Genomic DNA, 26,985 nt, shown 5'->3' with positions numbered 1-26,985 from the left:
CGCTCCTGTTTGACAAAAATTATTGTCCGGTTAAGCCAGATTCACCACGGAAAATGATCTTATCATTGCCTCGGTAGATCCCGAAGGTGACCACCGTTGACGGGTTTCCTTCCGCGCCGCTATCGGCATCCCAAAGATACTGCAACCAAGGCAGATCGTTATTGGCATCGATAAGCTCTAACCACACCTGAGTTTGCTGGCGTTCAAGTTTATCTTGTTTTGCGATAATTGAATGAGAGAGCCCTTCTTCAACGCTTCCTCCGCCTGACAACGATACTTCTGCAGGCACTGCAGGAGGCTCAACATCGCTCCAAAGTACATTGTTGCTCGCCACCAAGTTTGAGCCTTTAACCTCAGTGCTACTGTCATCGGAATTGGTGATAAAGCGAGAACCATTCCAGTACTCAAGACGCAGCGGTACCTTGATGCCCGAATCACTCACTACACCGCCAACACTACTTAGGCTCGCACGCCCAAAACGCAGATCGGGCTGAACGGTTAGCTTTCCTTCTCCCGTCTTAATTTCTACAGGATCAACGGAGCCACCATCAATAATCGCAATATTGGTCACTGCAGTGAAGTCTTCGTCGCCGCTTTCTAACAGGTTAAAGGGACCATCTTCATAACCAGGGGCAGTTGGTAGCTTCTGCCAACAAAGGCTCGAGGAATCACCACAACTACCTGAAGATGCCCCTTCATACTCACCAAGGCTACGTGTTGTGTTGTTCCAAGCATTTGACTCGATGACTGGAGAAATGAAACGATTTGAGGGGTCATTTAAGACAAACTTAGCCCTCAAAGCTTGATCAAAACCTTGATAATTAAATGTAGGCTCTCCGTTAGCATTAGCAGCATCAACTGTAAAACTCACATTATCAAATGGTTGGTTCATGTAATTGAAACTTTGACCACTCGCATATTGCCAAACAGGTGTTGATAGCTCAGATATCCTAAAATATTTTGGGTAAAAGCGACCAACATATGCCAAATCATCTTCAATCGCGACGTCAAAATATTTTGCGCTGGTGGTTAAAGCCAAAGTCCCCGCTTCACTCCATCGATGCTTCAAAGTCAATGTTGTACTTGCTGGTACAAAAGAAAGATCCTCAGCAGAAGAGAGCTGACCCTCGATTCCTAAATCAGGGTAAGCTAATGTATAATTTAGAACCAAAGGACCATCATCAAGCGAATAATTTGATGTGACTGGATAGCTACACCAATCTCCCTCTGAAGCAGACTGTCTAGAATCAGTGTGCACTATTGGTCGATACGTTACCGAAAACTCTTCATCTGCCGCAATAAAACCTGCTCCAGAATTAGTCGAGCCTGGGTTTTTCTTAGCCGGATTTTGCACAGCTTTAACATCACAAATCGCCAACTTATATGGTCGTGATTTAAGAGTGAAGCTGCCCGTCAGTTTCGCTTTACCTTCAATTGGGCAGTCATCAAAACCTTCACAGTCAAACTCACTATCAGTTAGTGTTACCGTAAACTGACCTGACTCTTGAATTTTAATATCACTTGTCGCCGTTCCGGCTTTAAATACAGGTTGGTACTCAAGTAAACTTATTTGAGATTCTCCACTGTCGGGCTGCTCTATATTCAATGAGATATGCTGTTCGCCGGCGAGCGACTTATCATAATTTACAACTGTCGGCGCACCACTTCCATCGCACGCCATCACTTTAACCACAAAGTTTTTATTTAACTGACCAGCAATCACATTCAGTTCTGATGAATCAAAACTGAAGTTGAATGGCAGAAACTCAACATCTTTAGCGCGTGCGGGAATTGCATTATATTCGCCACCCACACTGTATTCCCCGATGTAACGAGAGTCTAGATACAAGATCTTTGAACCATTCTCAAATGAAAACCTTGGGAGACCGCAGTCACCTGATGGATTGGAACACCAAGTTGTTCCAGATGGTGTGACGGTTGCTGTAAAATTATCATTTGAATCAACAATCGAGCCATCTTCTTCAAGGGTAAACTTAACCGCAATTCGATCACATGTAAGCCCGAAACGAGTAAGAGGTGTCACGACTAAGGAACCTTGAGGTTCTGGGGGCAATTCACAAGCGTAATCCGGCTTATCAATACTTACATTCGAGTTAAACGCTGTGGTTCTAACAGTAGCAGCACCAAGTATTGCGGAACTATTTAAAGATAGATGGTCAGCTAAAATAAACCCCTTAAACTTGGAACCTGAACCATGAAAGTAAACTTTAGCATTAGGACCGTACAAAATAGGATAGGCATCCTCTGGTAATATCTCGACTTTTTGACTCATCGTGAAGCTTGTAACAATATTAATTTGAACGCCACTTCCAAATACATACTTAACATTTCCTGACTCATGGTGATAAGTATCAAACGTGATACTTTGATTTTCCGCAAAAACTAGTTCTACGTTGCTTCCGTTAGATATTGTTAAATCAGAAATATAGATGCCATCTATAAACTTAACTCGAACCAACTTATAGTCATTACCATATTTATTGATTTTTAAACTGGTTAAATTTCTTTTTATTGTGATGTCTACATTCTTACCACTTTCTTCATATGAGCATATCGACGAGTTATTCCCACAATTTAACTTGATATCATCATTGTTTGCAGCGATGGTTAAACTACCCGAAGTCCCGATAGGCATCAAAGGTCTAACATTGTTACCGTCAACCTTCCTCGAACTCAAATTTCCATCACTATTACCAACATCACACTGCACTCCATTACACACAGGAAAGTTATACATCTGATATGCTAAAGGGTTATTGTTGTGATCATATGGAACAGCATCAAACCCTAACGGTAAAAACTCATTTTTTGTCGTATACACACTCTCGTAGTTAAGCTTATACCCATCAGACAAACGCTTTAGATGTCGCTCTATATAACCTTGCGACCAACCATTAAAGCGCACAGATTGGTTTGAAACCGTTAGAACGCTATCCACACCAGTCCAACTCTGAATTGGCTCAGGGAACAAGTTACACACCGTTGATAGTGGGATTTCAACTTCAGGCACTTCAAAGGCAAAATATCCGATTGATTCGGGTTTACTATGGCGTCGAGTTACCAGCGAGTCCGCATCCTCATCAAAAGCAAAAGTAAACTTCGGCGTACCGGATTCTTCATACTGTTTACAATAACGCAGCCAGCCGCCATCACCACCATCACGAGTCTGCTTATTAACGATCACCCCAAATTTTTTAAAGCTTTGATGCAACGATACTTGGTTGTTTTTACATGACCAACCTATCGACTCAATCTCCGGGAGACGATCTCCTTGATTGTATTTCTTGCTGCCGCGATAAAACTCTATATTGTTGTTTTTACTTTCATCTGTTCCATGAAACTCAGGGACAGCTAGATAAGCAATTTCTTTTGCTCGCTCGCCCGGCATAGGACCTTGTCGCCCCCTCTCCAAAGCAAGATTAAAACCCTGTCTATTTATTGAGGATATAGCAGTGGTCGCCCAGTCGCTATCTTTGCCTTGAACCTGCGCCATGATCACAGCATCTGAAATGCTTCCATATTGATAGGGCACACTTTCCCATTCATCACATAAACTATTCGTGTTCTTGTTTTTTTTATCGTTGTTTTTTTTACATTGCGATTTTGCAGTCGTTATTATTCCTGCTTCACCATAAATTTCTTGGTTATTCTGGTTGTAAAATTTCAGTTTACCTGGTTCAGTAACAAAATAATAAATTGGAGACATTCTATCCGAACTAGTATTTCCAGGAGCCGATTCGCTCTCTATTGTCACACCTTTCTTAGATCCCCATACATTGGCAACACTGGACTTCGTTGGAACACTTTTCGTAATATTTTCAGGATCAATTGTCGACATCAGGAATACTATTGGGTTTTTATACTCTTTTTGAAAAAGTACATTGCACCCATGAGTACAATCTAACCCTTCAACAACGCCAAACTCATAGTCAACTATCGGTGCATCTGGCACAGGCGCTAACTCACTACATGTTAGGTTTCGCAGAGATTCATTATCATCTTCGTCGTCATCTTCACGTACTAAGTATGCCCAGGTTCTGTGGTTACCATAGTTTGTCGAAAGCGATTTGGTTTCACCAGCAGACCAAACACCATCTTGCTGAAGATAATAAGTAATTTCTCCATTTTCACCACCAGAGCCACGATTGACAAACCTGTAGTCAAAACGAATTTTGGAATATTTATCATCATCAATTGAGTCCTCTGAAAAAATAGCGTTATCGTCATCATCATCTGACCATAACGCTACTTTCTTGCCAGCAATTGAGCCAAAGTACAAAATATCATTATCAATACTTGAATGCTTTAGAGTACGATCAATACGTTGATACTCACCATAATCGGCAGTCACAGTGAAATCTTGATTGAAATTAATTTGGCAATGTTCTAAAACATCATTATCTGCTTTAGCAACAAAACTTAATTGAGATAATAACAACAAGCATATTATTTTTTTCATTGTACTTTACTCCCTGACCCAAATTTCTTCGGTTCGTTCTACTTCACTCACTCCTGAGCCGCAACTTACTCGAGCAAGTAATTGGTAGTATTTCATTTCATCTAACTCACCAACTTGTCTGCAGCTAGATTCAACCAAACGACAGTTCATCTTGGTATCAAATTTCATATCACTACCTACCAGACCGCTGGTTGGCAATGTTGTGCAAACCGAACCCACTTGTGAATCACTCGAATTCAAGGGATAAAATAAGGTCAGCATCTCTTCATTGACCGACTGAGCCAAGAGCCAAGCTTGTGTGCCCAGCACCTCTTTGGCATGAGCATCATTATCTGACCATTGGATACGCGTCAGCGTGGTCGCGAGAAACCCCATCACCACCAGCACAAACACCACCACGACATACAAACTACCTTTTTGTTTATGGGACATTGAGCACCTGCACATCTTGCTGGAAAATTGTCGACTCGCCACCTTGGCTAAAGCTCAAATCAATATGCACCACACCATTGTGCTGCACGGTAGCCGGAGAATATGACAGCGTGCCCGAAACCGACACTTCATCGCCATCGGTCAAAGGCATTGGAGACCCAGTAAAACCCACTTGGCGCGTAATGCGATTGCCACTAATGCAATAAGTGACTTTTCTTTCGTTGTCAGCAATATAGTGGCGATTCACAATCGAGCCGCCGACAAGTCCGCTGGCAGCATCAGGAATAGAAAAGGTCTTTCCTACGGTAGAAAGAGTCGCAGAGATATCCTCAACGCTGGCTAAATCAAAGCTATTATTTAGCGCAGCAAGAGTATCTGTCGGTGATAAAGTTTGAGTTGGATTGATGAGTAATTGTTTGTCATTCAATGTACTGACCGCAGCCGACTGATTACCCACAATAAAGTTAATATCCGCACCAGAAACCGCATAGAACCCTGAGTCAACAATCGGAAAAAACGAGAGACAACCACCATCCACAATAAACACATTGGGCACAGCATGACTCGCTTCTCGCGTCATTTTTTCCAACACAAATCTGGCTTGAGTTTGCAGTCTTTGGCGATCAACACTTTGTGCATACCCTTTGGTCCCCAACTCGACAAAACCTGCGATACCGAGCACCAAAATAGAGCCGACCAACATGGTGACAATCATTTCAATTAAGGTAAAGCCACGTACTCTCATCAGTAGTTACCTCGAAAGGCGCTATATTCGATCGGTGTTTGTTTGCCAGCACGCACGGTAACCGTGATTTTTTTCATCATTTGCGCCACATGGTTGTCGGGGTGATTTTCTACCGCAATATCGACTGTAAAGTTGTGATACGCACTATTGCTTCCCGAGGAAATCAAATCGTATAAATTGTGCGGGCAAGCTGCTGTTGGAGTTGCTGCCCAGCAACCAATAAAGTCATCGACATCATTAAACTGATCCGGACTTGCCATTGATTCACCGCTATCAATCCCCAAAGCACTGCAGTTAACGCCAAATTGACAGCGCTCATTGCCACCACTGGCGTTAACATGGTCAAAACTGCGCGCCAATATTTTGGTCATCAAACTTTGCCCTAAAGCAGCGGCTCGTGTTTGATAATGTGCGTCCGATGAAGAGGCAACTTGAGGCATTAAAAAGCTGGTAATGGTGACCATAGCTAACGCCATCACCACCATCACGACGATACTTTCAATCAGGGTAAAACCGCGTACTTTATTCATTAATTGCACCCCGAACGACTAATAAAACCATTGGCGCAAATCGACACCATAGCTTGGCTGCCATCACCAGCAATGGTGAGCGTCACACCATTACTCGCCGAGCCGATTGGGCTACCCAATAAATCAAACTCAATTTGAGCCGCACTACTTGGATTAACAGAAAATGTCACTCGTTCATCTCGCAGCCAATCACTACGGCTTTCACGCTCTTGAAGGCATTGCGCTTTTTGCGCGGATGTGAGTGGCGGCACTTCAACACGATCGCAATTAGAGTGAGTAGAACCGAAATAATGATTGGCTATATCTAGCGTAAGGCTTTTATTGGCTGACATACTGCTCGGGTCAAGATTTGACTGCATGCGGTTAAGTTGCACTTGACGAGCGATAGAGATGATAGAGTCTTGAATTGCAAGTGCAGAGAAGCTGCCAACGCCAATATATCGGCTAGCCGCGTATAGGGAGATAATGGTCAGCAGTATGATCACAATGATCAGTTCGACCAAGGTAAAGCCTGATTGCTTACGAATATTCATTCTACCTTCGTCAGAGATGTAAACTTTTGTAGTATATCTGAAATTGTTAAACGGTCGTTAACTAAAGAAGAAATTTTGAGACTTGGGTAAAAAAGGCCAGCTTGGCTGACCTTTTTAGGGAACGATTAATTACATTCTGATACTGTAATTTCAGGAGCTGACCCTTGAGCAGAACTCACCGCATACTGTACGAAACAATCTGTTGTGTTTGCATTACCATTAAACGTATAACGAATTGAGTAATTAGTTGAGTTTGAACCAGAAACAATAGCCCAATCAGAATCGGCTCCTGTTGCAAGACCAACGACTGCACGACCAATTCCGTTTTCACTAGGCTGTGGATAACCCCAAGTTGTGGTAATATCTTGACCTGAAGCTCCAGAAACCGCTCCACCATCTACACCTTCCACACCATTGATCGCTGCACGACCATAAACAATACCCGTTGCACCAGCCATTGCACCTTTCAGACCTTCTAGTGAAGCGTTACGCGCATCATCTTGTAGGTTAAGGAAACGTGGTGCTGCCGTAACTGCAAGAATACCAAGAATTACAATGACCACCACTAATTCAATCAGGGTGAAACCACCTTGTCTTTTCATAATAAAATCTCTCTATTTTTAAAATAATTAGCAGTATTACTGCAAGGTTACGGTCACACGACCAGTTTTAATTTCATATTCAAATTGATGGGCAGTGCCACCTTCTTGCTGTACGTAAATACAACCATCTTGGTTATCATTTACTTCAGCGGAATACTTCACATCACGATTCGTTGATGCGTTTTGAACAGTATCAACTTTTGGAGGATTCTGAAGCAAGTTCTCCATTAGGCTAATACAAGCATTATCTGTTAACCCCGTCGGAAAACTGCCATTATTCGGTACGATGTCCAGTGGGTAACCATCACGGTAACCAGTATCGCTGCCATTTGAAGAGGCAGAGCGAGTTAGCCAAAAGTCCACGCCATCATAGTTAACAAAGTTTTGTTTTTCCGTGCCGACGGTTTTAGAAGGACGAGCTTCTGCTTCCCATTGCGCACGCGCAGAAAGCACACCAGTAGCAAAGCCACCTGCCACTCCTTCAATGCTGGCTTTTTTGGCTTCATCAGTCACATCTAAAAAGCGAGGTAACGCGGCTACCGCCAATAAGCCGACGACGACGATTACAACCACAAGCTCAACCAATGAAAAACCAGTTTGTTTTTTGTTCATAATCTTCAATCTCACTCTTTCGTGCTAGTCATTATACGCTCCTTGGCGAATATTACTACTAAGCAGCGTCAATTTTTATGTTCTGACGAAAATATGACACCGACGCGGAACTTTCCGTCAATAAGACTGATATTTATTGCCTGGCCGCGACTATATGTATACTCACACTGAAAATCAGAACCAATTGAACTGTCTTCAAATTTTATCGGTAAAGACTCTAAAACTCGCTCTTGCTGATAAAAAGTATCTAGCCAATACTTACAATCCACTTTATTGGCGGAATTTAGCGGTGTAACCCACCCATTGGCTGAATATTTTATAAACTTTTGGTTGATTGAAATTTGTTCAGGTTGTTTTTCAAGCAACCACTGCTGTTTATACACATTCGCTTGCTCAAGAATACGCTTACTCACGACTAATAACGCGGTATCACTCGCCTCTCGGTCTACTTTTTGCCATGCAAGAACAAAAGCTAATAGCAGCATGGTGATCAGTGAAAACCAAACAATAAAGCGCGAACGTTCAATTTGCCGTAACATGCTAGCCCTTGATTGCGTCGAGCATGCCCCACATAGGCAAGAAAATACCCAGCGCGAGGATCAATACCATACCAGCGACAACCACCAGCAAAAATGGCTCAATACGCGCGGTTAAGGTTTTCAAGTCATAGTCCACTTCACGCTCATAAAAATCGGCAACCTCTTCGAGCAACTCATCGATGCGACCTGTCTCTTCACCGACCGAAATCATTTGGATCACCAAAGGGGTAAAAATACCACTTGCGATTGCGGTATTGGAGATCGAACTGCCTGACTCAATCGAGCTTTTCATCTCCAATAATCGGTTTTCCAAAAACTGGTTTTGCAATGCTTCCGCCGACAGAGCGAGAGATTGATTCAACGGCACGCCCGCTTTTAACATTAAAGAGAAAGTACGCGAAAAACGCCCAAGTTGCGCTCGGTTCACCACACTGCCAAAGATCGGCATTCGCAAACGAAACTTGTCCCACTTCTCTCGCCCTTTTTCCGTTTTAACCCAAGCACGAAAAGCAAACAGCAATGCAAACGCCACCGCTAACATCAACGGCCAGTAGTTAACAAAAAAATTGGAGGTTGCCATAAGAATGCGTGTTGGTAACGGCAGGTCGACACCAAAACGAGCAAACATGCTGGAGAACTGCGGGATCACTTTAACATTGAGGACAAACATCGCCAGTACGATAAAAGAGATTACAAACGTTGGGTAACGCATCGCCGTTTTGATGCGTTTGCGAGTCTCTAGTTCTTGCTCATAATATTTAGCTAGTTGCAGCAAAGCCTCATCCAAGCGACCGGTGTTTTCACCAACGCTTAGCATTGAAACAAACAGCGAACTGAACACTTTGGGATGTAATTGCATCGCAGCAGAAAGGCTACGACCATTAGTCAACTCAGTTGTCACTTCTTCAAGCGCTTGTTTGAGCTGCTTATTTTCACAGTTTTGCGTCAAACCACGCATCGCACGCAGTAATGGTACGCCCGCTTTGGTTAAGCTGTACATTTGACGACAAAAGATCACTAAAACTTCAAGCGGGATTGCAGGGGTAAACAAGCTCGATAAATCAAAATCGAGACCCGCTGACTTCTTACCCGGCTTAATTTCAGTCGGGATCACACCTTTTGCGATAAGTGACTCACTGGCTAGCTCAAGCGTCGCGGCTTCAATTTGTCCCGACACTTTACTGCCGTCTAGGCTGCGTCCCTGATAGTGAAAAACTGACATATGGCTTCCTATATATAGATCGCTTGTACACTACCCGAGGTGTCGCCTTCACCAAGGTTCATCACCTCTTCAAAGCTCACCGTCCCTTGTAAAGCCAGTTCCATCGCACTGGCTAACAGCGGTTTATAGTTCTCTGAATTTCGGGCAATTTGCGCAAAACCAACCGCATCATTGGCACGCAAAGCATCCATCATATCTTGCTCAAGCTCTAGGATTTCAAACACACCAATACGACCACGATAACCGGTTAGGTTACAGTTCTGGCAACCTCGTCCTTTAACAAAACTCGCGGCAACCTGATTTGGGAAGCGCTGCATCAACCACTGGCGATTACTGTCGTCAAGTTGATGTTCTGTCTTACAATCAGGGCAAACTTTTCGTACCAAACGCTGCGCGACCACCGCGCGAACCGCACTTGCTACCAAATAACCAGGCGCGCCCATATCCATCATACGAAGTGCACTATCAACCGCATCGTTGGTGTGCAAGGTACTCAAAACTAAGTGACCGGTTAGAGCGGCACGCAACCCAATCTCAACCGTCTCTTGGTCACGCATCTCCCCCACCAGAATGATGTCTGGGTCTTGACGTAAAAACGTACGTAAAATGGTGGAGAAGTCTAGATTGATCTTGCTGTTAACCTGTACTTGGTTAACGCGTGGCAAGCGATATTCCACCGGATCTTCAGCAGTGATGATTTTCTTACCCGGCTCATTTAACTCACTTAACGCGCCATAAAGCGTGGTGGTTTTACCGGACCCCGTAGGACCGGTTACTAAGATCATGCCATGCGGGCGACGCAGTTGCTTACGCAAACGCACCAATAGCTCTGCAGGTAACCCCGATTCTTCAAGCTTTCTGACTCCTGAAGATTGGTTAAGGAGACGCATAACTACCGATTCGCCATACTGCACGGGCATGGTCGACATACGAATATCCACCGACTGACCTTTGGCGCGAATATTGAAGCGTCCATCTTGAGGTAGGCGCTTTTCTGAAATATCCAAATTCGCCATCAGTTTGAGACGCAACACTAATGCTGACGCAATGTTTACCTCGTTCAACAAGGTTTCATGCAACACGCCATCAATACGTTGACGTAAGCGCAGTACATTCGAGTCAGGTTCAATATGAATATCTGACGCGCCGACTTGAATCGCATCTTCAAATAGAGAATTGATAAGCTTTACAACGGTTACTTCATCACTATCTGAGTCTTCGATATTGAAATCAAACGCTTCGTTAACCTGATGCTCAGCCTGCAATTGCTCAGCAAACGACGCAATCTCTTTAGTTCTTCGATAATAACGGTCGAAGCCCTCAACCAATTGCTTTTCAGGCGCAATAACAAACTCAATTGCGTATTGTGGCAATTGAGATAACAAAGACTCTTGCGCAAACAAATCCGCTGGATCACTCATCGCTACACGTAAGGAATCTTGGTTGCGTCCAATAACCAGCGCACGCAAACGACGCGCATGTACTTCAGGCAACAACTGCACCGCATCGACATCAATATTCATGCGACTCAAATCGATCAGCGGCACATCAAGTTGCTGCGAAAGGAAAGTCAGCATTTGCTTCTCGGTTAAAAAACCAAGATCGATTAGGGTGGCGCCAAGCTTACGTCCAGAAGATTTTTGCGCGGCAAGAGCCTGCTCCACCTGCTGCTCGGAAATGATGCCTTCTTCGACAAGCAGATCACCAAGACGCTTTCTTAACTTAATTTGCATTAGGCTGCTCCTCTAATCGATTGAGCAACGCCAAACGATCGCGAATAAATTGCTGTGACTGACTTGAAATACCCACTTTGTTTAACGCTTGCTGATAAGCCATTTTTGCCGGCTCTAACTCAAAAGCTCGCTCTTGTTGAATAGCTAAACCCAGCCACCAGCGACCATTGTCCGGTTCCAAATTGACCAGTTTTTGATAACTTTCCAGCGCGACTTCATCTTGCGCGTTTTTCTGCGCCAGCGCGGCACGCAACGAAAGGTATTCGCTGCTTGGATTCATCGGTAAGTAAATCAGCGGGGTAAGCGCAGCACTATTTTGTTTCTCTTTCAGCAAAAGTTTGGCTAAAGCGAGACGTAGGCTCTGATCATCTTGCGCTAAGGCTATGCCTTTTTGCAGCAACTCGACTGACTTACGAACCTCCCCTTTGCCATAATAAAGCGCAGCTAAAGTTTGACGAATTTTGCTATCACGCGGGGTGTAACGCAGCGCTTCAAGGTAATTTTCGATCGCACGCGACAGATCATTCGCTTCCAGCGCTTTTTTCGCTCTGACTTCGGCTTGCTCCGCCAATTGAGTTGGCGTTAACTGCACCTGCTCAACCACGACTTGACCAACTGAGGGCTCAGCCTCAACCGGCTGACCCTCAGCTTGCTTGGCAACGCTTGCGAATACGACAGGTTTCTCATCAACAACCACATCCGTTTCACTGCTCACATCAATCGGTTTTTCCACAACATGCTTCTGCACAGCGGATTTGTCATTGGCTTTCACTGCTGGTGCTATTGAGGCAGTTGTCGGGGTCGTGGTAGCTGGAGCGTCATAAATCGTTTCGCTGGTTTGTGCCAACTTGACCGTTGGTGACGGCACTGAAACGGCATTACGCTTAAGCTGAGAATTAGATGCAGCAAGGATTGGCTCAGAAGGGATAACCTCGCTAGTGATCATCGCCTTAGGTAGAGATTGTTGCGACAAAGCCCAACCACCGACAGCCAGACTTAAGCTAAACCCGCCGAGCACCCACGGCAAAACTCGAGCGCGCTTTACTATCTGTACTTGCGCTTTCTCGATACCCGCTTTTGCTACCGTTTGTGACTTTGATAATTCAGATAGCGCGTTATTAATCGCACTCATGATCTAACTCCACCCCCATAATAACGGGGCTTTAAATTTTGGTTTACAAGCATCAAAGGTGTCATGAATTGCGCTATAAAGATGCTGGTTTTTAACCTGTGCGCAACTTTGGCTGCTGGCCAAAAGTAGGCTCTTATGACAAATTTGATTAATAAGCCTAGGTATCCCATGACTGGCACGCCAAATGGCTTTCTTATCAGCCAGTGTGAATAGCTCACTTTGTCGACCTGCTTTTAGTAAGCGGTTACTGATATAGGTTGCGGTTTCATCGAGTGACAACGCTCTTAGTTGCGCACTGAAAGTGATCCGCTGACGAAATTGACGTAGATGGTACTGCGATAAACGTTCATCGAGTTCAGGCTGACCAAACAATACGATTTGCAGCAACTTGCTGTACTCGGTTTCTAGATTGCCGAACAAACGCAGCACCTCCAAAGCCTCATCACTTAACGCCTGCGCTTCATCAACCAGCACCACCACGTGTTTGCCTTGCTTGGCTAACTCAATTAAACGTTGCTGGATCGCATCAACAACTTGGCAGATCGTTAACCCGCTTAGCCCCAATTCAGTTGCGACAGCCATTCTAAGCTCATCACCCGACAGTGCAGGGTTAGGTAAATAAACCAATTGAATATGAGGCTCAAAATGATTAACGAGCATGCGACAAACCATGGTTTTGCCCGTGCCAACTTCACCAGTAACTTTGATCACGCCCTCTCCCATGGAGAGAGCTGAGTTGACCATTTGAATCGCTTCGTAATGAGGCTCTAACCCCAAAAAAAGCTCAGTATTTGGGGTTAGGTGAAAAGGCAGCTGAGAAAAACCAAAATGCTCTAAATACATTGTGTTTACTGCTGTTCAGGGAACCACTCTTGTAGCAAATCACGTGAACGCTCTAGCTCTTTTTGCCAAGTATTAACACCAACCACGGTTGGTTTAAGCAAAATCACAAGTTCCGTTTTTTGCGTCAATTTCGAGGTATTTCTAAATAGGTGACCAAGCCCTGGAACATCACCTAAAAACGGCACTTTAGACACTTGATCAATGGTGTTTGACTTCATCAAGCCGCCAATGACTACCACATCTCCATCTTGAGCACGGATCACTGAGTCAGACTCTCGAATCGAACTACGGGCAAGTGGTAGCGTAATCGCTGTTGCGCCAAAACCAATCTCTTTTACTTGCTCGTCAACTTCAATTACCGCAGGGTGGACGTGCAGCAAGACATTACCTTGGTCATCAATTTGTGGAGTCACATCTAAAGAAATACCCGAGAAAAATGGCGTCAGTTCAACTTCTGGTGAAGGCTCTGAGTTGTCGCCACTACCAACCACACTAGAGAAATCTGTCACGTAATATTCGTCGGTACCAACTTTGATCACCGCCTTCTGGTTATTCGATGCCGTCACTCGCGGACTGGATAGCACGTTCAGGTCACCCTGAGTTGCCATAAAGCTAATTACTGCATCAAAGCTACCACCAGAAACCACCAGATTGGTTTGTCCACCAAGTAAGGTGCCGATGGTATCTAAACCAGGCAGTACTGAAGCAACTGGGTTATCAGGATCTATTGTGCCTTGACCAATCGTAAAGTCGTTGCCGTTCGAGCTAAAGGCTTTACTCCAGTTAATGCCTTGCTGGTAACCATCACTGAGGGTTACTTCGAGGATCTTCGCTTCAAGGATCACTTGACGATGCATACGCTGCTGTGAAACCCCTAAAAACTCACGCACTTGACGAATCTCATCTGGGAATGCTCTGACCGTAATCACACTCGCCTGCGGAGTTACAACGACCGACTGACCTTTACCACTGCCAATCAACTGGGCAACTGCCACTTGTAGCTGAGGCCAGAAATCGCTTTCATTAGTGGTTTCAATTTCAGTACCACCGCTTGATGTCGAAGAGCCCGATGATGAACTCGACGATGAATCCGATGATGAATCTGAACTACTTGAAGAGCTACCGGTTGAAGTAATGGTGCCAGTAGTGATAGAGGTCAGCGAGCGCCCTGTGCGCTTAAACTGTAGATAATCCACTGGGATAGTCACAGTACGCAGCCCCGCAGGGTAAACTTGAATCACCTTACCTGTCACTTGTACATCATAGCCATATAGATCGCTGACCACTGCTAATACTTCATCCAAAGTAACATCGGTCAGATTGACTGTGATCTGACCGGTGACATCCGGATGAATTGCCGCACTATATTGCGTGCCTTTGACTAGGCTGGCAAAAAATGTGCGAGCATCGACATTGCTCGCTTTTACGCGAAAGCGTTTTACGGTCTGATTCTGACTGCTCAACGAATCATCCAATTCAGGCATAAGATCAGCGGCTACCGACGGTGGAAGCTCTTGTAAAGCGCGGCTATTCGACTCATTAATAGCTTCATTTAAAGCGCTTTTCGCTTCAACTGGGTCTCTGTGTCCCATTGAACAACCAACGAGTGACGCAAGGGAAATAGCTAACACAAGTTTACGCATACAATTCCAATAACCTTATTGTTTTATTTCTAGGGGGAATAATTCCAGCTTCCACTGTTTACTACCGCGAGTTACCGTAACGTAATCCGCATTAATTTGTTGCACTTTAAAGCCGGCGACATTACCGCCCGCTTCCAGTGTCTGACCATTTAATATCGCGTAACAGTCTCTCTCACCACCACAAACGATACTTTGTAAATCTGGCACTTTATGACGCACAACTTTGTTTACTTTCGGTGCTTGTTGCCAACTAAGTGGTGCAGTTGGATCTTGAGAAGCAACTGCACTTGAAGAGATAGCGAGCAAAAATAACAGACTATTCTTAACCACTAATAAACTCCTGTCTGGTACCTAAGGTATACACTTCAAGTATTAAACGAGCGCGAGGGTAGTCATCGACTTGATAATTAAAGCTGCGCCAGTAATAGTTCACGGGTAACGACTCTAACGTTTCCAAGTAGCGCAATACGGCAAAATAGTTACCAGTTAGCTCAAGTCTTACCGGATGCAAATAGTAACCGGCATAGCTCTCTGCCTCATGCCCACTCACAATCGGCTCTGCGGTTAATGATTCTAAAGAGACGAGATGCAAACCTTTACTGCCCGCTAACACATCTTCTAGCAGCTTTGCCATTTGACTAGGCGAGATCAGGTTATCAATCACTTTCGACAGTTTTTCCGACAGCACTTGGCTCTCTTTTAATAATCTTTTGTACTCTATATTGATCGATTGATCTGGATCTTTTTTAAGTTTTGCGGTGATCGCTAAAATTTCATTTTCTAGACGCGTGCTATTCTGCTGGCTAACCGCAATTTGCTGTTTTAAGCTTTGATTGACCTTAAGAGCGGGCTCAATCAATAGAGTAAACATCCCCAGCCCGATTAACACTAAAGCACACAGAGTCATTAACCACTTTTCTCGTGCACTTAAATTGGAAAACTTCTCCGCCAATTTCTGCCAATGTGCTTTCATCACTCTTTCTCTTCTTCTTTGGTTCTCAGCTCAAAAGTCAGGATATTTTGTTCATTGCGCGCAATTTTAAGTTTGCCAAATGAACGACCAACCAAGTTAATTTCGCTTTTAAACTGATTCACCCAATTTGGAATCGCTTGTGGTGTCCGCGCTAATCCCTTGATATCAAGATTATCCGCATCCATTTGAATCGAACTTAATGAGATATCGTTACGCCCAAGCTTGGCTAGAGATTGCATAACACCAGAGTAGCCAGCCTGCTGCTCTGAATCATATTTCGCGACCGCAGCTAACGAGTCTTGCTTTGACTTAATCTCTTCTTTAAGGCGCGCCACAGCATGCTCTTTCTCTGGCGAAGGACGATGCTTACCTAAACGCTGGCTTAGGCTAGTTAACTGTTGACTGAACTCTTTCTCTTGTGCGCGATATACCTGCAATTGCTGCTCGTACTGACTATTTTGCCAAGCAAAGTAACCAAATGCGGAGCCAAGCAGCGCAAACAAAAGTACGCTAAAGATCGCCACATTATTTAAAGTAAAATGCTCAACCTTTGGCTTTAAATGCTGTGGGTACAAGTTGATAGCTGAAAAAATATCTTCAGCCACAAATTGCGCTAACAAAGAGCCTGAATCAGTATCGGTTTCACTTAACGCGGAAACTTTTACATTTAAACGCTCATCCAGTTCTTTCGCCAACTCACCATTATTTTCATCGTCACAGCAAACTTTCATATGGTGCAGGGTCGCACCACGTAACTGTGAGGAGAGGTAGTCAATTGAACGCTGCAGTTCCAGCGCAATACCATCCAACTGCAAGCCGCTGGTTGCCACACCGGTTAATGGCGGCGTAACGCCACGGATCCCACGCTGAAAAACACAGCGGTCATCAACAAACGCACTAACTTTATAACCCGCACCATAGCTGCGTTGTAGTAGAACAAAACGCTCACTGCCTTGCGCGACACGAGCCCAAATATCGTCTTCAACAAATACACAACCGAGATGCGATTTTATCTCAGCTAATTTACTGACTAATCCGAGTACCAATGACTTAGGAATAACGTAAACTTGCAGCTTGTTGCTGGTCGGCAGTGGTATTGCATCAGCAATAATATCTGTCACTTTTTCAGTGATCAGATCCTTGAGTAAAAACGGCAGCGTTAAGCTCAGTTCTTCTTGAGGAACGTTAGGTTTATCAATCTGATAGTTTTGGTATAAGTTGGAATTGAGTACTACGTCTACCGTGACATCAGTCAACCCCGCCTGTTGCAGACTATGCACTAACGTTGTTTGCCAATCACTATTCGCAATTGGAACTTGCTTGGGCAAAGCGCCACCGCTCCAGTCCGAGAAATGCAGCGAATTAGGTTGTACAACAACACGTAAGCTATTTACAGCGCTGCTACTAGAACCAAACTTTGCTAAAAAAGATTGAATATTCATCTACTACTAACTTCTTCGCCAACGATTACGTCGTCCAATTTGGATATTCGATTTGGACTGTGGGTGCTGCTCAATTTTTGCTTCAGGAAGCATCTGTTCTTCCGCGCCAAAATATCGACCTTGCACACCATTCACGCCTAACGCTACCAGAGTATTGAACTCCTGCTCTTGATCGACCCCAACCGCAATCACTTGCGTGTTTAAACCTTCACATGCCCCTAAAAGGCTGCGAACAAACAATTGATTTTCATGTCGTTGATCGATCTGCTTAATTAGACTGCGATGTAACTTGAGATAATCGATTGATAACTCTTTCAAATAGTAAGTACTAACAATCGAACGTCCCGCTTGCCCAACCACAACTTTACAACCTAAACCGTTTAACATCTTGATCACAGGTCGCATATAGTCGAGATGCTGAACCAAACGTGCTTCGGCAAACTCAAACAGTAGCCTGCGTCGCATTTCTATTGGTAGTTGAAGTAACTCATCTCTAAACCAGCGGAAGTACTTTCTGCCAGCAAACGGGGTAACATGCAGATTAATAGAGTAACATAAACTATTTTTTGACGCTTTCAAAAATCTGGCGACAGCTAAAAAAACTGAACGATCTAAGACACTTTCATAACCCACGGCTTCAATTGCAGCACTGAAACGTGACGCTTTGATTAACCCTTTTTGCGGGTCAAGAATCCGGACAAAAAGCTCATTGTGGATAAATTGTGGCTGCTGCTGCTCGACAAGAAAACAAGGTTGGGAAAAGACATAAACACTTTCTGGCGTAAGTACTTGGTCAAATAAAGTTCGCCAACGCACACTTCCGCGCTCTTCCTCTGGCGCTGATAGTTTATTGAATCGATTCCAAGTATTGATTTGCTGAAGTTGAGCCCCTTTTAGAGCGGTCTCCGCTTCGTCCATGATTTTTCCTTGTCGCTCTCCCTCTTGGAACATACTGATCCCAATATGACACCAATTGTCTTTATCCAAGCCTTCGAGCGGCGCAAGCTTCTCAAGTTGCTTTAAGCAGTTTGTCGCAATATTCGAGACTTCTTTAATCCCTAAATGCGGAGCGAAAATAGCAAAATCACTTTCGTAGTAACGGGAAAGGATCACATCCGGGTAGCGCAAAATGACATGATTCAGCGCTTCACCTATATCGATAATAAACTGGTTAGCCGTTTGCTTATTAGTATCTTCATTGACTGTATCCCAGTCGTCGATGCGCAGGAGCAATACCCCACCATGCGCACCATTCTCGGACAACGCCGATTCCAACTTACTGTCAAACAGCACTCGATTTGCGGTCCCGGTTAGTTGATCAAGAAAGGTTTGCGTACGAATAAAAGTGTCAAAGCGGCTACGTTCTTGACGAGCATCTTGTAACTCTTCAATTAAACGGTCTAGAGCTTCACTAGCAGTAAAAGGCCACTCAGCAACATCCCCTTTGGCATACTCTTCGACCCTACCTGCGAGGATCATTCGACCACGTTCTTCTAGCAATTCAGAGCCTTGCAACTGCTCCTTAAGCCATTTCAACCCACGCACTAAACAAAAGATGATTAGTGCAACCGCCAAAGTGATAGACCATAGAGCTTGCATCGAATAGCCGTATCCGACATACGGAGGCACCGCTGTGAAACGAATGGAGTAACCGCTATTGCGCTCTAATGAGTAAATCGCATGGTGAAGTAAGGCTGGCTCAACCTTGGAGGAGGTATCACGATAACGATAGATCACCCCATATTTTGACGAGAGTTCCATCTCAACAATATTGGAGGCTTGCAGCATTTTAGGCATCCAACGCTGCATAGAATAGGCGGCATCTGGATCTTCCATTTCCTTGTCGACGACTTCGACAATGCCTGTTAAAGATTGATCTAGGTACTCTTGTCCTAAGCTGCGGAAAGACAATGTCCCTCCGAGGAACAAAATAAACATCGCGCTAATCACTATCATAGTGACAAAAGCCACTAAACGCGTGCTCAATTTTAAGGTAGGCGTATACCTCATAAATTGAAGTTCCCTCTCTATTTATCCTGCTGGTTGAAAAACCTGCAGATAATACGCTAGAACTGATTCTCTAGCACGGAATACCTCTTTCCTTAGAGGTCGCTATACCTAGCTAGATAATTCAAACTACTTAGCTTTGATATAAATCCACTATATAAAAAAGCCGCGATAATCGCGGCTTTTTTTGGATTTCAATAGATTAAAACGGGATGTCGTCGTCAAAATCCATTGGTGGCTCATTATATTGAGGCTGTTGTTGAGGCGCATGTTGTTGCTGTTGCGGTGCTTGTTGCTGATGCATCGCAGGCTGTTGTGGTTGTCCCCAACCTTGTTGTGGCTGTTGCTGCTGTTGACCGCCCATAGGTGCACCTTGTCCACCTTGACGACCACCAAGCATTTGCATTACACCATTGTAGCCTTGCACTACGATCTCTGTCGTGTACTGATCTTGACCTTGTTGGTTCTGCCACTTACGAGTTTGTAATTGACCTTCAATATATACTTGAGAGCCTTTACGTAAGTATTCACCTGCTACTTCTGCAAGTTTGCCAAACAGAGAGACGCGGTGCCATTCTGTTTTTTCACGTTGCTCACCAGTCGCTTTATCACGCCATGATTCTGACGTCGCAACCGTGATATTTGCAACAGCGCCGCCGCTAGGCATGTAGCGCACTTCTGGGTCTTGTCCTAAGTTACCGACCAAAATAACTTTGTTTACTCCACGGCTAGCCATGTTTCGCTCCGTTTAAATTCATTCGTGTTTAATAGCGCGTAAGGATAACACCCCACTTGCAAATCAAACAACAGTTCCTGCAACTCTTACCATCAACTTTGTTGCTACATCTCCCAGAATCTCATACTAGCACCTATTTTTGCGCCGCAATTTCAATGAGATAAAGGAAAACTCTCCACCATTTTTTAAACACTCATCGATTCATTGTGATTACAAATCGCGCTTTGCGAGCAAATCAGACACTATACCTGATAGGAATTTTATAAATTTAAAATCACTAACAATGAGAACAGTTTATGGCTAAAAATATCTATGCACGCACCCTCTACTTCCTCTGCGAAGAAAAAGAAGCCCACTACCCAATTATAGATCGAATTGAAGAGAGTCTTGGCTTACCGATACCTCGTATGGAGCCTCAGGACTTTATGTTAGCAATGCAACAGCACAAGCATAAAATTCTACTTATCGATTACAACAACTATCAGCAACTGCAGAGCGCAATTCGCAACTTACCACTTTCAAACAATATTTTTGAAACCGTGTTGATTAACGTTGATCGTCGTTTAACCACCAACGAGCTGCTCAGCTTTGGAAACTTAAAAGCGCTTTTCTATCAAAGTGAGGATATCGCCAAGATTGCTTTTGGCTGTGGGGAAGTAATTAATAGTCAAAATTGGCTACCAAGAAAGGTTGCCGCACAACTGCTACATTACTATCGTCATGTAGTTGATAGCCAGACCTCACCAGCAACCGTTGATCTAACCACCAGAGAGATCCAAATACTGCGTAGCTTACTGACTGGCGCCTCGAATAATCAGATTGCCGAAGATCTGTTTATCAGTGAGTTCACGGTTAAATCTCACCTGTATCAGATCTTTAAAAAGCTCTCGGTGAAAAATAGAGTGCAGGCTATCTCTTGGGCTAAACAACATTTAGTCTGTTAGAGTGAATTGTGCGCTCTAAAGCTACTTTTGTTGGTGCGGTTAATTATCTATTCATCTAAACCATGCTATCTTATCGCCAGTTTAATTTACGTCAGATAGATAAAGGGTTTTATCATGATTAAGAAGTGCCTATTTCCGGCGGCAGGTTACGGAACACGTTTTCTTCCAGCAACCAAATCAATGCCAAAGGAGATGATGCCTGTAGTTAACAAGCCATTGATTGAATATGGTGTCGAAGAAGCCATTCAAGCAGGTATGGACGGTATGTGTATTGTTACCGGTCGTGGTAAGCACTCGATCATGGATCACTTCGATAAAAACTATGAGCTAGAGCACCAGATTAACGGCACCAACAAAGAAGAGCTGTTGGTTGATATCCGTGACATCATTGAATCAGCCAACTTTACCTATATTCGTCAGCGTGAAATGAAAGGTCTAGGTCATGCAATTCTGACAGGTCGTGAACTAGTTGGCGATGAACCATTTGCTGTCGTACTTGCTGATGACCTTTGTGTAAATGAGCAACAAGGCGTACTGGCGCAAATGGTGGCACTGTTTAAACAATTCCGCTGTTCAATTGTGGCTGTGCAAGAAGTCCCTGCAGATGAAACGCACAAGTACGGCGTGATCTCGGGTGAGATGATCAAAGACGATATCTACCGCGTCGACGATATGGTTGAGAAACCTGAACCGGGTACAGCACCAAGCAATCTAGCAATCATCGGTCGTTATATCTTAACTCCGGATATCTTTGAGTTAATCGAACAAACTGAACCGGGTAAAGGCGGTGAAATTCAAATCACTGACGCGCTACTTAAACAAGCGAAAGCGGGCTGCGTACTTGCGTACAAATTTAAAGGTCAACGCTTTGACTGTGGTAGCGTAGAGGGTTATATCGAAGCGACAAACTACTGCTTTGAAAACTTGTATCTAAAAGACAGCAAGAAAGCTGAACTCGGTAAACACTCAACTGAAAAACAAAGCTAATAACCATATCTAATCATGTAAAGGCGACCATTAGGTCGTCTTTACTGTTTTTATATCCAGCATTTTCTTTGAACATTTATCGCACTGTGTAATACTAGAAGTTCTTCCCATACAGAGCGATTACCATGGACAAGATAGAAGTACGCGGAGCCCGCACCCATAACCTCAAGAACATCAACCTCACCATCCCTCGCGATAAGTTAATTGTTATCACTGGTTTATCCGGCTCCGGTAAATCATCTTTGGCTTTTGATACTCTGTATGCCGAAGGACAGCGCCGCTACGTTGAATCACTGTCTGCTTATGCGCGTCAGTTTCTATCCTTGATGGAAAAGCCTGATGTCGACCACATTGAAGGCCTATCGCCAGCGATTTCTATCGAGCAAAAGTCCACTTCGCATAACCCACGCTCAACCGTAGGTACTATCACTGAAGTTTATGACTATTTACGTCTGCTCTATGCTCGTGTTGGCGAGCCGCGCTGTCCAGAGCATAAGGTGCCGCTGTCAGCACAAACCGTATCGCAAATGGTCGACAAAGTGCTAGAGATGCCAGAAGGCTCAAAAATGATGCTACTGGCTCCTATCGTTAAAGAACGTAAGGGCGAACACGTTAAGACACTCGAAAACCTTGCGGCGCAAGGTTTTATTCGCGCCCGTATTGATGGGGAAACCTGTGATCTGTCCGATCCTCCGACATTAGAACTGCATAAAAAGCACACCATTGAAGTCGTCGTCGATCGCTTTAAAGTGCGCGCCGATCTGCAACAACGCCTAGCGGAATCGTTTGAAACCACACTAGAGCTTTCTGGTGGTATTGCAATGGTCGCGCCAATGGATGGCGACGGAGAAGAAACGGTCTTTTCCGCCAATTTCGCTTGTCCACATTGTGGCTACAGCATGCAAGAACTCGAACCTCGCCTATTCTCGTTCAACAATCCTGCGGGGGCATGCGGAACTTGTGATGGCTTAGGCGTACAACAATATTTTGACCCTGACCGAGTCATCCAAGATGAGTCACTCAGTCTTGCTCAAGGGGCTATTCGCGGCTGGGATCAAAAGAACTACTACTACTTCCAAATGCTTAGCTCACTGGCAAAGCATTATGACTTCGACCTCAATCAGCCGTTTAACAAACTGCCGAAGAAAATCCAAGATGTGATCCTAAAAGGCTCTGGTCGAACAGAAGTTGAGTTTAACTACATCAATGATCGTGGTGATATCCGCGTTAAACGCCATCCGTTTGAAGGGATTTTAAATACCCTTGAGCGCCGCTACCGCGATACCGAATCGAACTCTGTGCGTGAAGAGTTAGCAAAGTACATTTCAACCAAATGCTGTGCGAGTTGTGATGGCAGCCGTCTGCGTTTAGAAGCGCGCAATGTGTTTATCGGTGATACTACGTTACCTGAAATTGTGGAGCTGAGTATTGCCGACGCGCTAGGCTTCTTCGCGACCCTAAAACTAGAAGGTCAACGGGCAAAAATCGCAGAGAAAGTGATGAAAGAGATCAACGATCGCCTTGAGTTCTTGGTTAACGTGGGTCTTAACTACCTGAACCTTTCTCGTAGCGCCGAAACGCTCTCTGGTGGTGAAGCACAACGTATTCGCCTAGCAAGCCAAATTGGCGCAGGCTTAGTCGGTGTCATGTATGTGCTCGATGAACCATCGATTGGCTTGCACCAACGTGATAACGAACGACTATTAAAAACCCTAACCCACCTGCGCGACTTAGGTAATACCGTGTTAGTCGTCGAACATGATGAAGATGCCATTCGCTGCGCCGATCATGTGATTGATATTGGTCCAGGTGCGGGGGTTCATGGCGGACAAGTGGTTGCACAAGGTACGATGGCTGAAATCCTCGAAGTCCCTGAGTCACTCACAGGCCAATACCTCTCTGGGGTTAAGAAAATTGAAATACCACAGCAGCGTACCCCATTTGATAAGAAGAAAGTGGTGGAACTCATTGGTGCGACCGGTAACAACCTTAAAGAGGTCAATTTAACGGTTCCAGTTGGGCTATTTAGTTGTATTACCGGGGTATCAGGTTCAGGTAAATCAACCCTAATTAACGATACCTTCTTTAAGATCGCCCACACACAACTGAATGGTGCGACGACAGCAATGCCTGCACCTTATAAGAAGATCAAAGGACTTGAGCACTTTGATAAGGTGATCGATATTGACCAGAGTCCAATCGGTCGAACGCCGCGTTCTAACCCTGCCACTTACACTGGGATCTTCACACCGATCCGTGAGCTGTTCTCTGGCACACAAGAGGCTCGCTCGCGTGGTTACAAGCCAGGTCGCTTTAGTTTTAACGTTCGTGGTGGACGCTGTGAAGCTTGCCAAGGTGATGGCGTAATTAAAGTCGAAATGCACTTCTTACCGGATGTCTATGTGCCTTGTGATGTATGTAAAGGTAAACGCTATAACCGTGAAACCTTAGAAGTACGCTACAAAGGTAAAACTATCGATGAAGTGCTAGAAATGACCGTTGAAGATGCACGACTATTCTTCGACCCAGTTCCGGTGATTGCGCGCAAACTGCAAACCTTGATGGATGTGGGGCTTTCTTATATTCGACTTGGTCAAGCTGCTACCACCCTTTCTGGTGGTGAAGCGCAACGCGTCAAACTGGCACGTGAACTGTCTAAGCGCGATACAGGTAAAACACTATACATCTTGGATGAACCAACGACTGGTTTGCATTTTCATGATATTCAGCAACTACTTACGGTGCTGCATCGCCTTCGAGATCATGGCAACACTGTCGTAGTTATTGAGCACAACCTTGATGTCATAAAAACAGCGGACTGGATTGTTGACTTAGGTCCAGAAGGTGGACAAGGTGGCGGTGAAATCATTGCGCAAGGTACACCGGAAGATGTGGCGCAAGTTGAAGGTTCACATACCGCCCGCTTCCTTAAACCTATGTTAAAATAGTCAAAAGTAGTTAAACCAGCGTATCATACGCTGGTTTTGTTTTTGTAGAAGTGACCCTTTATGGCAACCATACATCTGACCGGAACACAGCTTGAACCTAAGGCAGCAAAGCTTCCGCTGATTCGCCCATTTTTAGTATCCATCGGTGCTATCTATATCTTGGCGATGCATTTCTTTATGCCTAATCCGGGAGGTTCTGGGTTAGCCCTATCATTCAATGCCACTACTTGGCTCGCGTTTGGTATCAGTATCGCGATTGGTCTGTATCAAATAGGCTCCGAAGGTAAACTGCGCTATAACAAACTCACCATCGTATTATTCATCTCTTGCCTGATGATGACTGCCCCAGTGCTCTATCCAGAGAGCTCCCTAGAGCTTTCGCTTAATCGGCTGACTGGGCTATGGATGGGTTTGTTGCTATTTGTTATTTTGCAGCAGTTCCGTTTCAGCAATCGACAAAAACAGCGCCTACTATGGTTTATCGTCATTGCGGTTGCGATTCAAGCCAGTTTTGGGTGGGTTCAGTATCTACTACTGCAACCAAATAATGTGTTTGGCTACAACACGGTGGCAAATCGCCCATACGGAATTTTTCAGCAGCCTAATGTAATGGCGAGTTTCCTCGCTACAGGACTCGCGATATCGGGCTACCTACTTTCACGTCAACCGATTAAGTACCAACGTAAACTAAGTGATGTCACGCTGCTGTATTTGATGCCGCTACTGACCATTCCCTTATTGATCGTTTTAGCTTCCCGAACTGGTTGGCTTGGAGCAGCAATCGCCGTTGCAGCAGTACTGCCTTATCTCTATCGCTTTGCGACACATAAGCGCATTGCTGGCTGGAGCCTAGCAGCACTAATGGGAATCGTTGTTGGTCTGTCACTACCCTTAATTCATCAGGCAAAAACTTCTGCTGATTCAGCGAATATAGAATTGCTGGAAAGTAAGGTTAACTTAAAAAGCCCACGCAGTTATACCTTCCCACAAGCGCTCGATATGTTTATCGAAAAACCGTTTACCGGTTATGGCTATGGTAACTTCGAGGCTGATTACACACTTTATACCGCACGCCAACATCAGTTAAACCCTAACTATCATCAAGGGTTACCAGCAATGGATCATCCTCACAACGAGCTGTTGTACTGGGGTGTTGAAGGCGGCTTATTGCCTGTATTAGGCATTATGCTCGCAGCACTGTTTATGCTGCTGCGTATGTATCAGGCAAAGAAAGGCACGCGCATCGCGATGTTTGGCTTATTTGTCCCTATCGTGCTACATAGTCAGCTTGAGTATCCTTTCTACCACTCATTTGTCCATTGGATTACATTTATTATTTTGCTTTACTGGGTAGACCAACGCTCCAATAGCTACAAAGAAGTCTCATTTAGTAAATTATCTCAAATCACCTTACGCGTAATGAGCTTGCTGATGCCAATACTCATAACTTTTTATATGTTGAGCTCACTGCATACAAATTACGTTCTTACCCAATTTGAGCGCTCAAACCCAAAAGACCCAGCAATATTAGAACAGGTAACCAATCCCATCGTATGGAAAGACCGCTACGACTGGGATGTGTACAGCACCTACCTCAATATTGGATTAATCACCCAAAATCCTGAGTTCATCCAACCGTATGTTGATTGGTCACTCAAGATCATTAAAGATAAGCCGCGCCCGACTTTTTACAACAACTTGATCTTGGCTTATCAAGGGCTTGGAGAAGATAAAAAAGCAGAACAGATCCGCAGTGAAGCGAAATTCCTCTTCCCTAAGCGTGACTTTGATAAGGTGCAATATATTGCGCCTGATATTGATGCACTCACGCCATCAGCTGCGCAATAAGTCAACATCTAGCTCGAGCATAAACACAAAAAGCGGCTAATAAGCCGCTTTTTT

22 protein-coding genes are annotated in these 26,985 nt (G+C 44.5%); 4 read left to right on the top strand and 18 right to left on the bottom strand.

Annotated elements, in window-relative coordinates:
• Positions 1-19: 19 nt before the first annotated feature.
• From DPF93_RS08950 to DPF93_RS08865, 18 genes are all read right to left on the bottom strand, one after another.
• Complete coding sequence (locus DPF93_RS08950; protein ID WP_114765863.1) at positions 20-4,480, bottom strand: DUF6701 domain-containing protein; 4,461 nt, start codon at positions 4,478-4,480, stop codon at positions 20-22.
• 6 nt (positions 4,481-4,486) lie between these two features.
• Positions 4,487-4,912, bottom strand: a complete 426-nt coding sequence (locus tag DPF93_RS08945; RefSeq protein ID WP_114765862.1) for an MSHA biogenesis protein MshP — start codon at positions 4,910-4,912, stop codon at positions 4,487-4,489.
• The gene (locus DPF93_RS08940; RefSeq protein WP_114765861.1) at positions 4,902-5,657 is read right to left on the bottom strand and encodes a PilW family protein; all 756 of its coding nucleotides are present in this window, start codon (positions 5,655-5,657) and stop codon (positions 4,902-4,904) included. Before DPF93_RS08940 ends, DPF93_RS08945 begins: the two co-directional genes overlap by 11 nt.
• Positions 5,657-6,187, bottom strand: a complete 531-nt coding sequence (locus tag DPF93_RS08935; RefSeq protein WP_114765860.1) for a prepilin-type N-terminal cleavage/methylation domain-containing protein — start codon at positions 6,185-6,187, stop codon at positions 5,657-5,659. Before DPF93_RS08935 ends, DPF93_RS08940 begins: the two co-directional genes overlap by 1 nt.
• Positions 6,187-6,720: a prepilin-type N-terminal cleavage/methylation domain-containing protein gene (locus tag DPF93_RS08930; protein WP_114765859.1), complete on the bottom strand. Its 534-nt coding sequence runs from the start codon at positions 6,718-6,720 to the stop codon at positions 6,187-6,189. Before DPF93_RS08930 ends, DPF93_RS08935 begins: the two co-directional genes overlap by 1 nt.
• A gap of 125 nt (positions 6,721-6,845) precedes the next feature.
• Positions 6,846-7,322: a prepilin-type N-terminal cleavage/methylation domain-containing protein gene (locus tag DPF93_RS08925; RefSeq protein WP_114765858.1), complete on the bottom strand. Its 477-nt coding sequence runs from the start codon at positions 7,320-7,322 to the stop codon at positions 6,846-6,848.
• 36 nt (positions 7,323-7,358) lie between these two features.
• Positions 7,359-7,934: a prepilin-type N-terminal cleavage/methylation domain-containing protein gene (locus tag DPF93_RS08920; RefSeq protein ID WP_114765857.1), complete on the bottom strand. Its 576-nt coding sequence runs from the start codon at positions 7,932-7,934 to the stop codon at positions 7,359-7,361.
• A 68-nt stretch (positions 7,935-8,002) separates the two neighbouring features.
• Positions 8,003-8,473 (bottom strand): MSHA biogenesis protein MshF, encoded by a 471-nt coding sequence (locus DPF93_RS08915; RefSeq protein ID WP_114765856.1) that lies wholly within the window; start codon positions 8,471-8,473, stop codon positions 8,003-8,005.
• Position 8,474: 1 nt separating this feature from the next.
• Positions 8,475-9,695 (bottom strand): type II secretion system F family protein, encoded by a 1,221-nt coding sequence (locus DPF93_RS08910; RefSeq protein WP_114765855.1) that lies wholly within the window; start codon positions 9,693-9,695, stop codon positions 8,475-8,477.
• 8 nt (positions 9,696-9,703) lie between these two features.
• Positions 9,704-11,428: an MSHA fimbrial ATPase MshE gene (mshE, locus tag DPF93_RS08905; RefSeq protein ID WP_114765854.1), complete on the bottom strand. Its 1,725-nt coding sequence runs from the start codon at positions 11,426-11,428 to the stop codon at positions 9,704-9,706.
• Positions 11,418-12,560, bottom strand: coding sequence for a tetratricopeptide repeat protein (locus DPF93_RS08900; protein WP_114765853.1), 1,143 nt, complete (start codon positions 12,558-12,560; stop codon positions 11,418-11,420). The genes mshE and DPF93_RS08900 overlap by 11 nt, the downstream gene beginning before the upstream one ends.
• Positions 12,561-12,563: 3 nt before the next feature.
• Entirely contained in the window at positions 12,564-13,403 is an 840-nt protein-coding gene (locus tag DPF93_RS08895) for an ExeA family protein (protein WP_114765852.1), read from the bottom strand.
• A 5-nt stretch (positions 13,404-13,408) separates the two neighbouring features.
• Entirely contained in the window at positions 13,409-15,046 is a 1,638-nt protein-coding gene (gene mshL, locus DPF93_RS08890) for a pilus (MSHA type) biogenesis protein MshL (RefSeq protein ID WP_114765851.1), read from the bottom strand.
• 15 nt (positions 15,047-15,061) lie between these two features.
• Positions 15,062-15,376, bottom strand: a complete 315-nt coding sequence (locus DPF93_RS08885) for an MSHA biogenesis protein MshK (RefSeq protein WP_114765850.1) — start codon at positions 15,374-15,376, stop codon at positions 15,062-15,064.
• On the bottom strand, positions 15,369-16,019 hold the full coding sequence (gspM, locus tag DPF93_RS08880; RefSeq protein WP_114765849.1) for a type II secretion system protein GspM: 651 nt from the start codon (positions 16,017-16,019) through the stop codon (positions 15,369-15,371). The genes DPF93_RS08885 and gspM overlap by 8 nt, the downstream gene beginning before the upstream one ends.
• On the bottom strand, positions 16,019-17,461 hold the full coding sequence (locus tag DPF93_RS08875; protein WP_114765848.1) for an MSHA biogenesis protein MshI: 1,443 nt from the start codon (positions 17,459-17,461) through the stop codon (positions 16,019-16,021). The genes gspM and DPF93_RS08875 overlap by 1 nt, the downstream gene beginning before the upstream one ends.
• 6 nt (positions 17,462-17,467) lie before the next feature.
• Positions 17,468-19,471, bottom strand: coding sequence for an RNase E specificity factor CsrD (gene csrD / locus DPF93_RS08870; protein WP_114765847.1), 2,004 nt, complete (start codon positions 19,469-19,471; stop codon positions 17,468-17,470).
• Between the two features lie 199 nt (positions 19,472-19,670).
• A complete protein-coding gene (locus DPF93_RS08865) occupies positions 19,671-20,204 on the bottom strand; it encodes a single-stranded DNA-binding protein (protein ID WP_114765846.1) in 534 nt (177 codons plus the stop codon).
• A 296-nt stretch (positions 20,205-20,500) separates the two neighbouring features.
• Here DPF93_RS08865 and DPF93_RS08860 point away from each other — a divergent pair, with 296 nt between their 5' ends.
• The 4 genes from DPF93_RS08860 (at position 20,501) to DPF93_RS08845 (ending at position 26,931) form a co-directional block, all read left to right on the top strand.
• Positions 20,501-21,148, top strand: coding sequence for a LuxR C-terminal-related transcriptional regulator (locus DPF93_RS08860; RefSeq protein ID WP_114765845.1), 648 nt, complete (start codon positions 20,501-20,503; stop codon positions 21,146-21,148).
• A gap of 114 nt (positions 21,149-21,262) precedes the next feature.
• Positions 21,263-22,135, top strand: a complete 873-nt coding sequence (gene galU / locus DPF93_RS08855) for a UTP--glucose-1-phosphate uridylyltransferase GalU (protein ID WP_114765844.1) — start codon at positions 21,263-21,265, stop codon at positions 22,133-22,135.
• A gap of 125 nt (positions 22,136-22,260) precedes the next feature.
• Positions 22,261-25,083, top strand: coding sequence for an excinuclease ABC subunit UvrA (uvrA, locus tag DPF93_RS08850; protein ID WP_114765843.1), 2,823 nt, complete (start codon positions 22,261-22,263; stop codon positions 25,081-25,083).
• 60 nt (positions 25,084-25,143) lie between these two features.
• Positions 25,144-26,931, top strand: a complete 1,788-nt coding sequence (locus DPF93_RS08845; RefSeq protein ID WP_114765842.1) for a PglL family O-oligosaccharyltransferase — start codon at positions 25,144-25,146, stop codon at positions 26,929-26,931.
• Positions 26,932-26,985: the final 54 nt, after the last annotated feature.

Origin of the sequence: Vibrio rhodolitus (assembly GCF_003350325.1) — a bacterium.
In the GTDB taxonomy this organism is placed as follows: Bacteria; Pseudomonadota; Gammaproteobacteria; order Enterobacterales; family Vibrionaceae; genus Vibrio; species Vibrio rhodolitus.
The sequence above is the reverse complement of the archived record's forward strand: the minus strand, read 5'-3'. Positions and strand labels throughout refer to the sequence as shown.

Coding starts and splice junctions, on each gene's coding strand:
- DPF93_RS08925 (WP_114765858.1), bottom strand. CDS start 7,322: ATGAAAAGACAAGGTGGTTTCACCCTGATTGAATTAGTGGTGGTCATT.
- DPF93_RS08860 (WP_114765845.1), top strand. CDS start 20,501: ATGGCTAAAAATATCTATGCACGCACCCTCTACTTCCTCTGCGAAGAA.
- csrD (WP_114765847.1), bottom strand. CDS start 19,471: ATGAGGTATACGCCTACCTTAAAATTGAGCACGCGTTTAGTGGCTTTT.
- DPF93_RS08910 (WP_114765855.1), bottom strand. CDS start 9,695: ATGTCAGTTTTTCACTATCAGGGACGCAGCCTAGACGGCAGTAAAGTG.
- galU (WP_114765844.1), top strand. CDS start 21,263: ATGATTAAGAAGTGCCTATTTCCGGCGGCAGGTTACGGAACACGTTTT.
- gspM (WP_114765849.1), bottom strand. CDS start 16,019: ATGAAAGCACATTGGCAGAAATTGGCGGAGAAGTTTTCCAATTTAAGT.
- DPF93_RS08900 (WP_114765853.1), bottom strand. CDS start 12,560: ATGAGTGCGATTAATAACGCGCTATCTGAATTATCAAAGTCACAAACG.
- DPF93_RS08950 (WP_114765863.1), bottom strand. CDS start 4,480: ATGAAAAAAATAATATGCTTGTTGTTATTATCTCAATTAAGTTTTGTT.
- DPF93_RS08895 (WP_114765852.1), bottom strand. CDS start 13,403: ATGTATTTAGAGCATTTTGGTTTTTCTCAGCTGCCTTTTCACCTAACC.
- DPF93_RS08915 (WP_114765856.1), bottom strand. CDS start 8,473: ATGTTACGGCAAATTGAACGTTCGCGCTTTATTGTTTGGTTTTCACTG.
- DPF93_RS08940 (WP_114765861.1), bottom strand. CDS start 5,657: ATGAGAGTACGTGGCTTTACCTTAATTGAAATGATTGTCACCATGTTG.
- mshL (WP_114765851.1), bottom strand. CDS start 15,046: ATGCGTAAACTTGTGTTAGCTATTTCCCTTGCGTCACTCGTTGGTTGT.
- DPF93_RS08845 (WP_114765842.1), top strand. CDS start 25,144: ATGGCAACCATACATCTGACCGGAACACAGCTTGAACCTAAGGCAGCA.
- mshE (WP_114765854.1), bottom strand. CDS start 11,428: ATGCAAATTAAGTTAAGAAAGCGTCTTGGTGATCTGCTTGTCGAAGAA.
- DPF93_RS08945 (WP_114765862.1), bottom strand. CDS start 4,912: ATGTCCCATAAACAAAAAGGTAGTTTGTATGTCGTGGTGGTGTTTGTG.
- uvrA (WP_114765843.1), top strand. CDS start 22,261: ATGGACAAGATAGAAGTACGCGGAGCCCGCACCCATAACCTCAAGAAC.
- DPF93_RS08875 (WP_114765848.1), bottom strand. CDS start 17,461: ATGAATATTCAATCTTTTTTAGCAAAGTTTGGTTCTAGTAGCAGCGCT.
- DPF93_RS08935 (WP_114765860.1), bottom strand. CDS start 6,187: ATGAATAAAGTACGCGGTTTTACCCTGATTGAAAGTATCGTCGTGATG.
- DPF93_RS08865 (WP_114765846.1), bottom strand. CDS start 20,204: ATGGCTAGCCGTGGAGTAAACAAAGTTATTTTGGTCGGTAACTTAGGA.
- DPF93_RS08930 (WP_114765859.1), bottom strand. CDS start 6,720: ATGAATATTCGTAAGCAATCAGGCTTTACCTTGGTCGAACTGATCATT.
- DPF93_RS08920 (WP_114765857.1), bottom strand. CDS start 7,934: ATGAACAAAAAACAAACTGGTTTTTCATTGGTTGAGCTTGTGGTTGTA.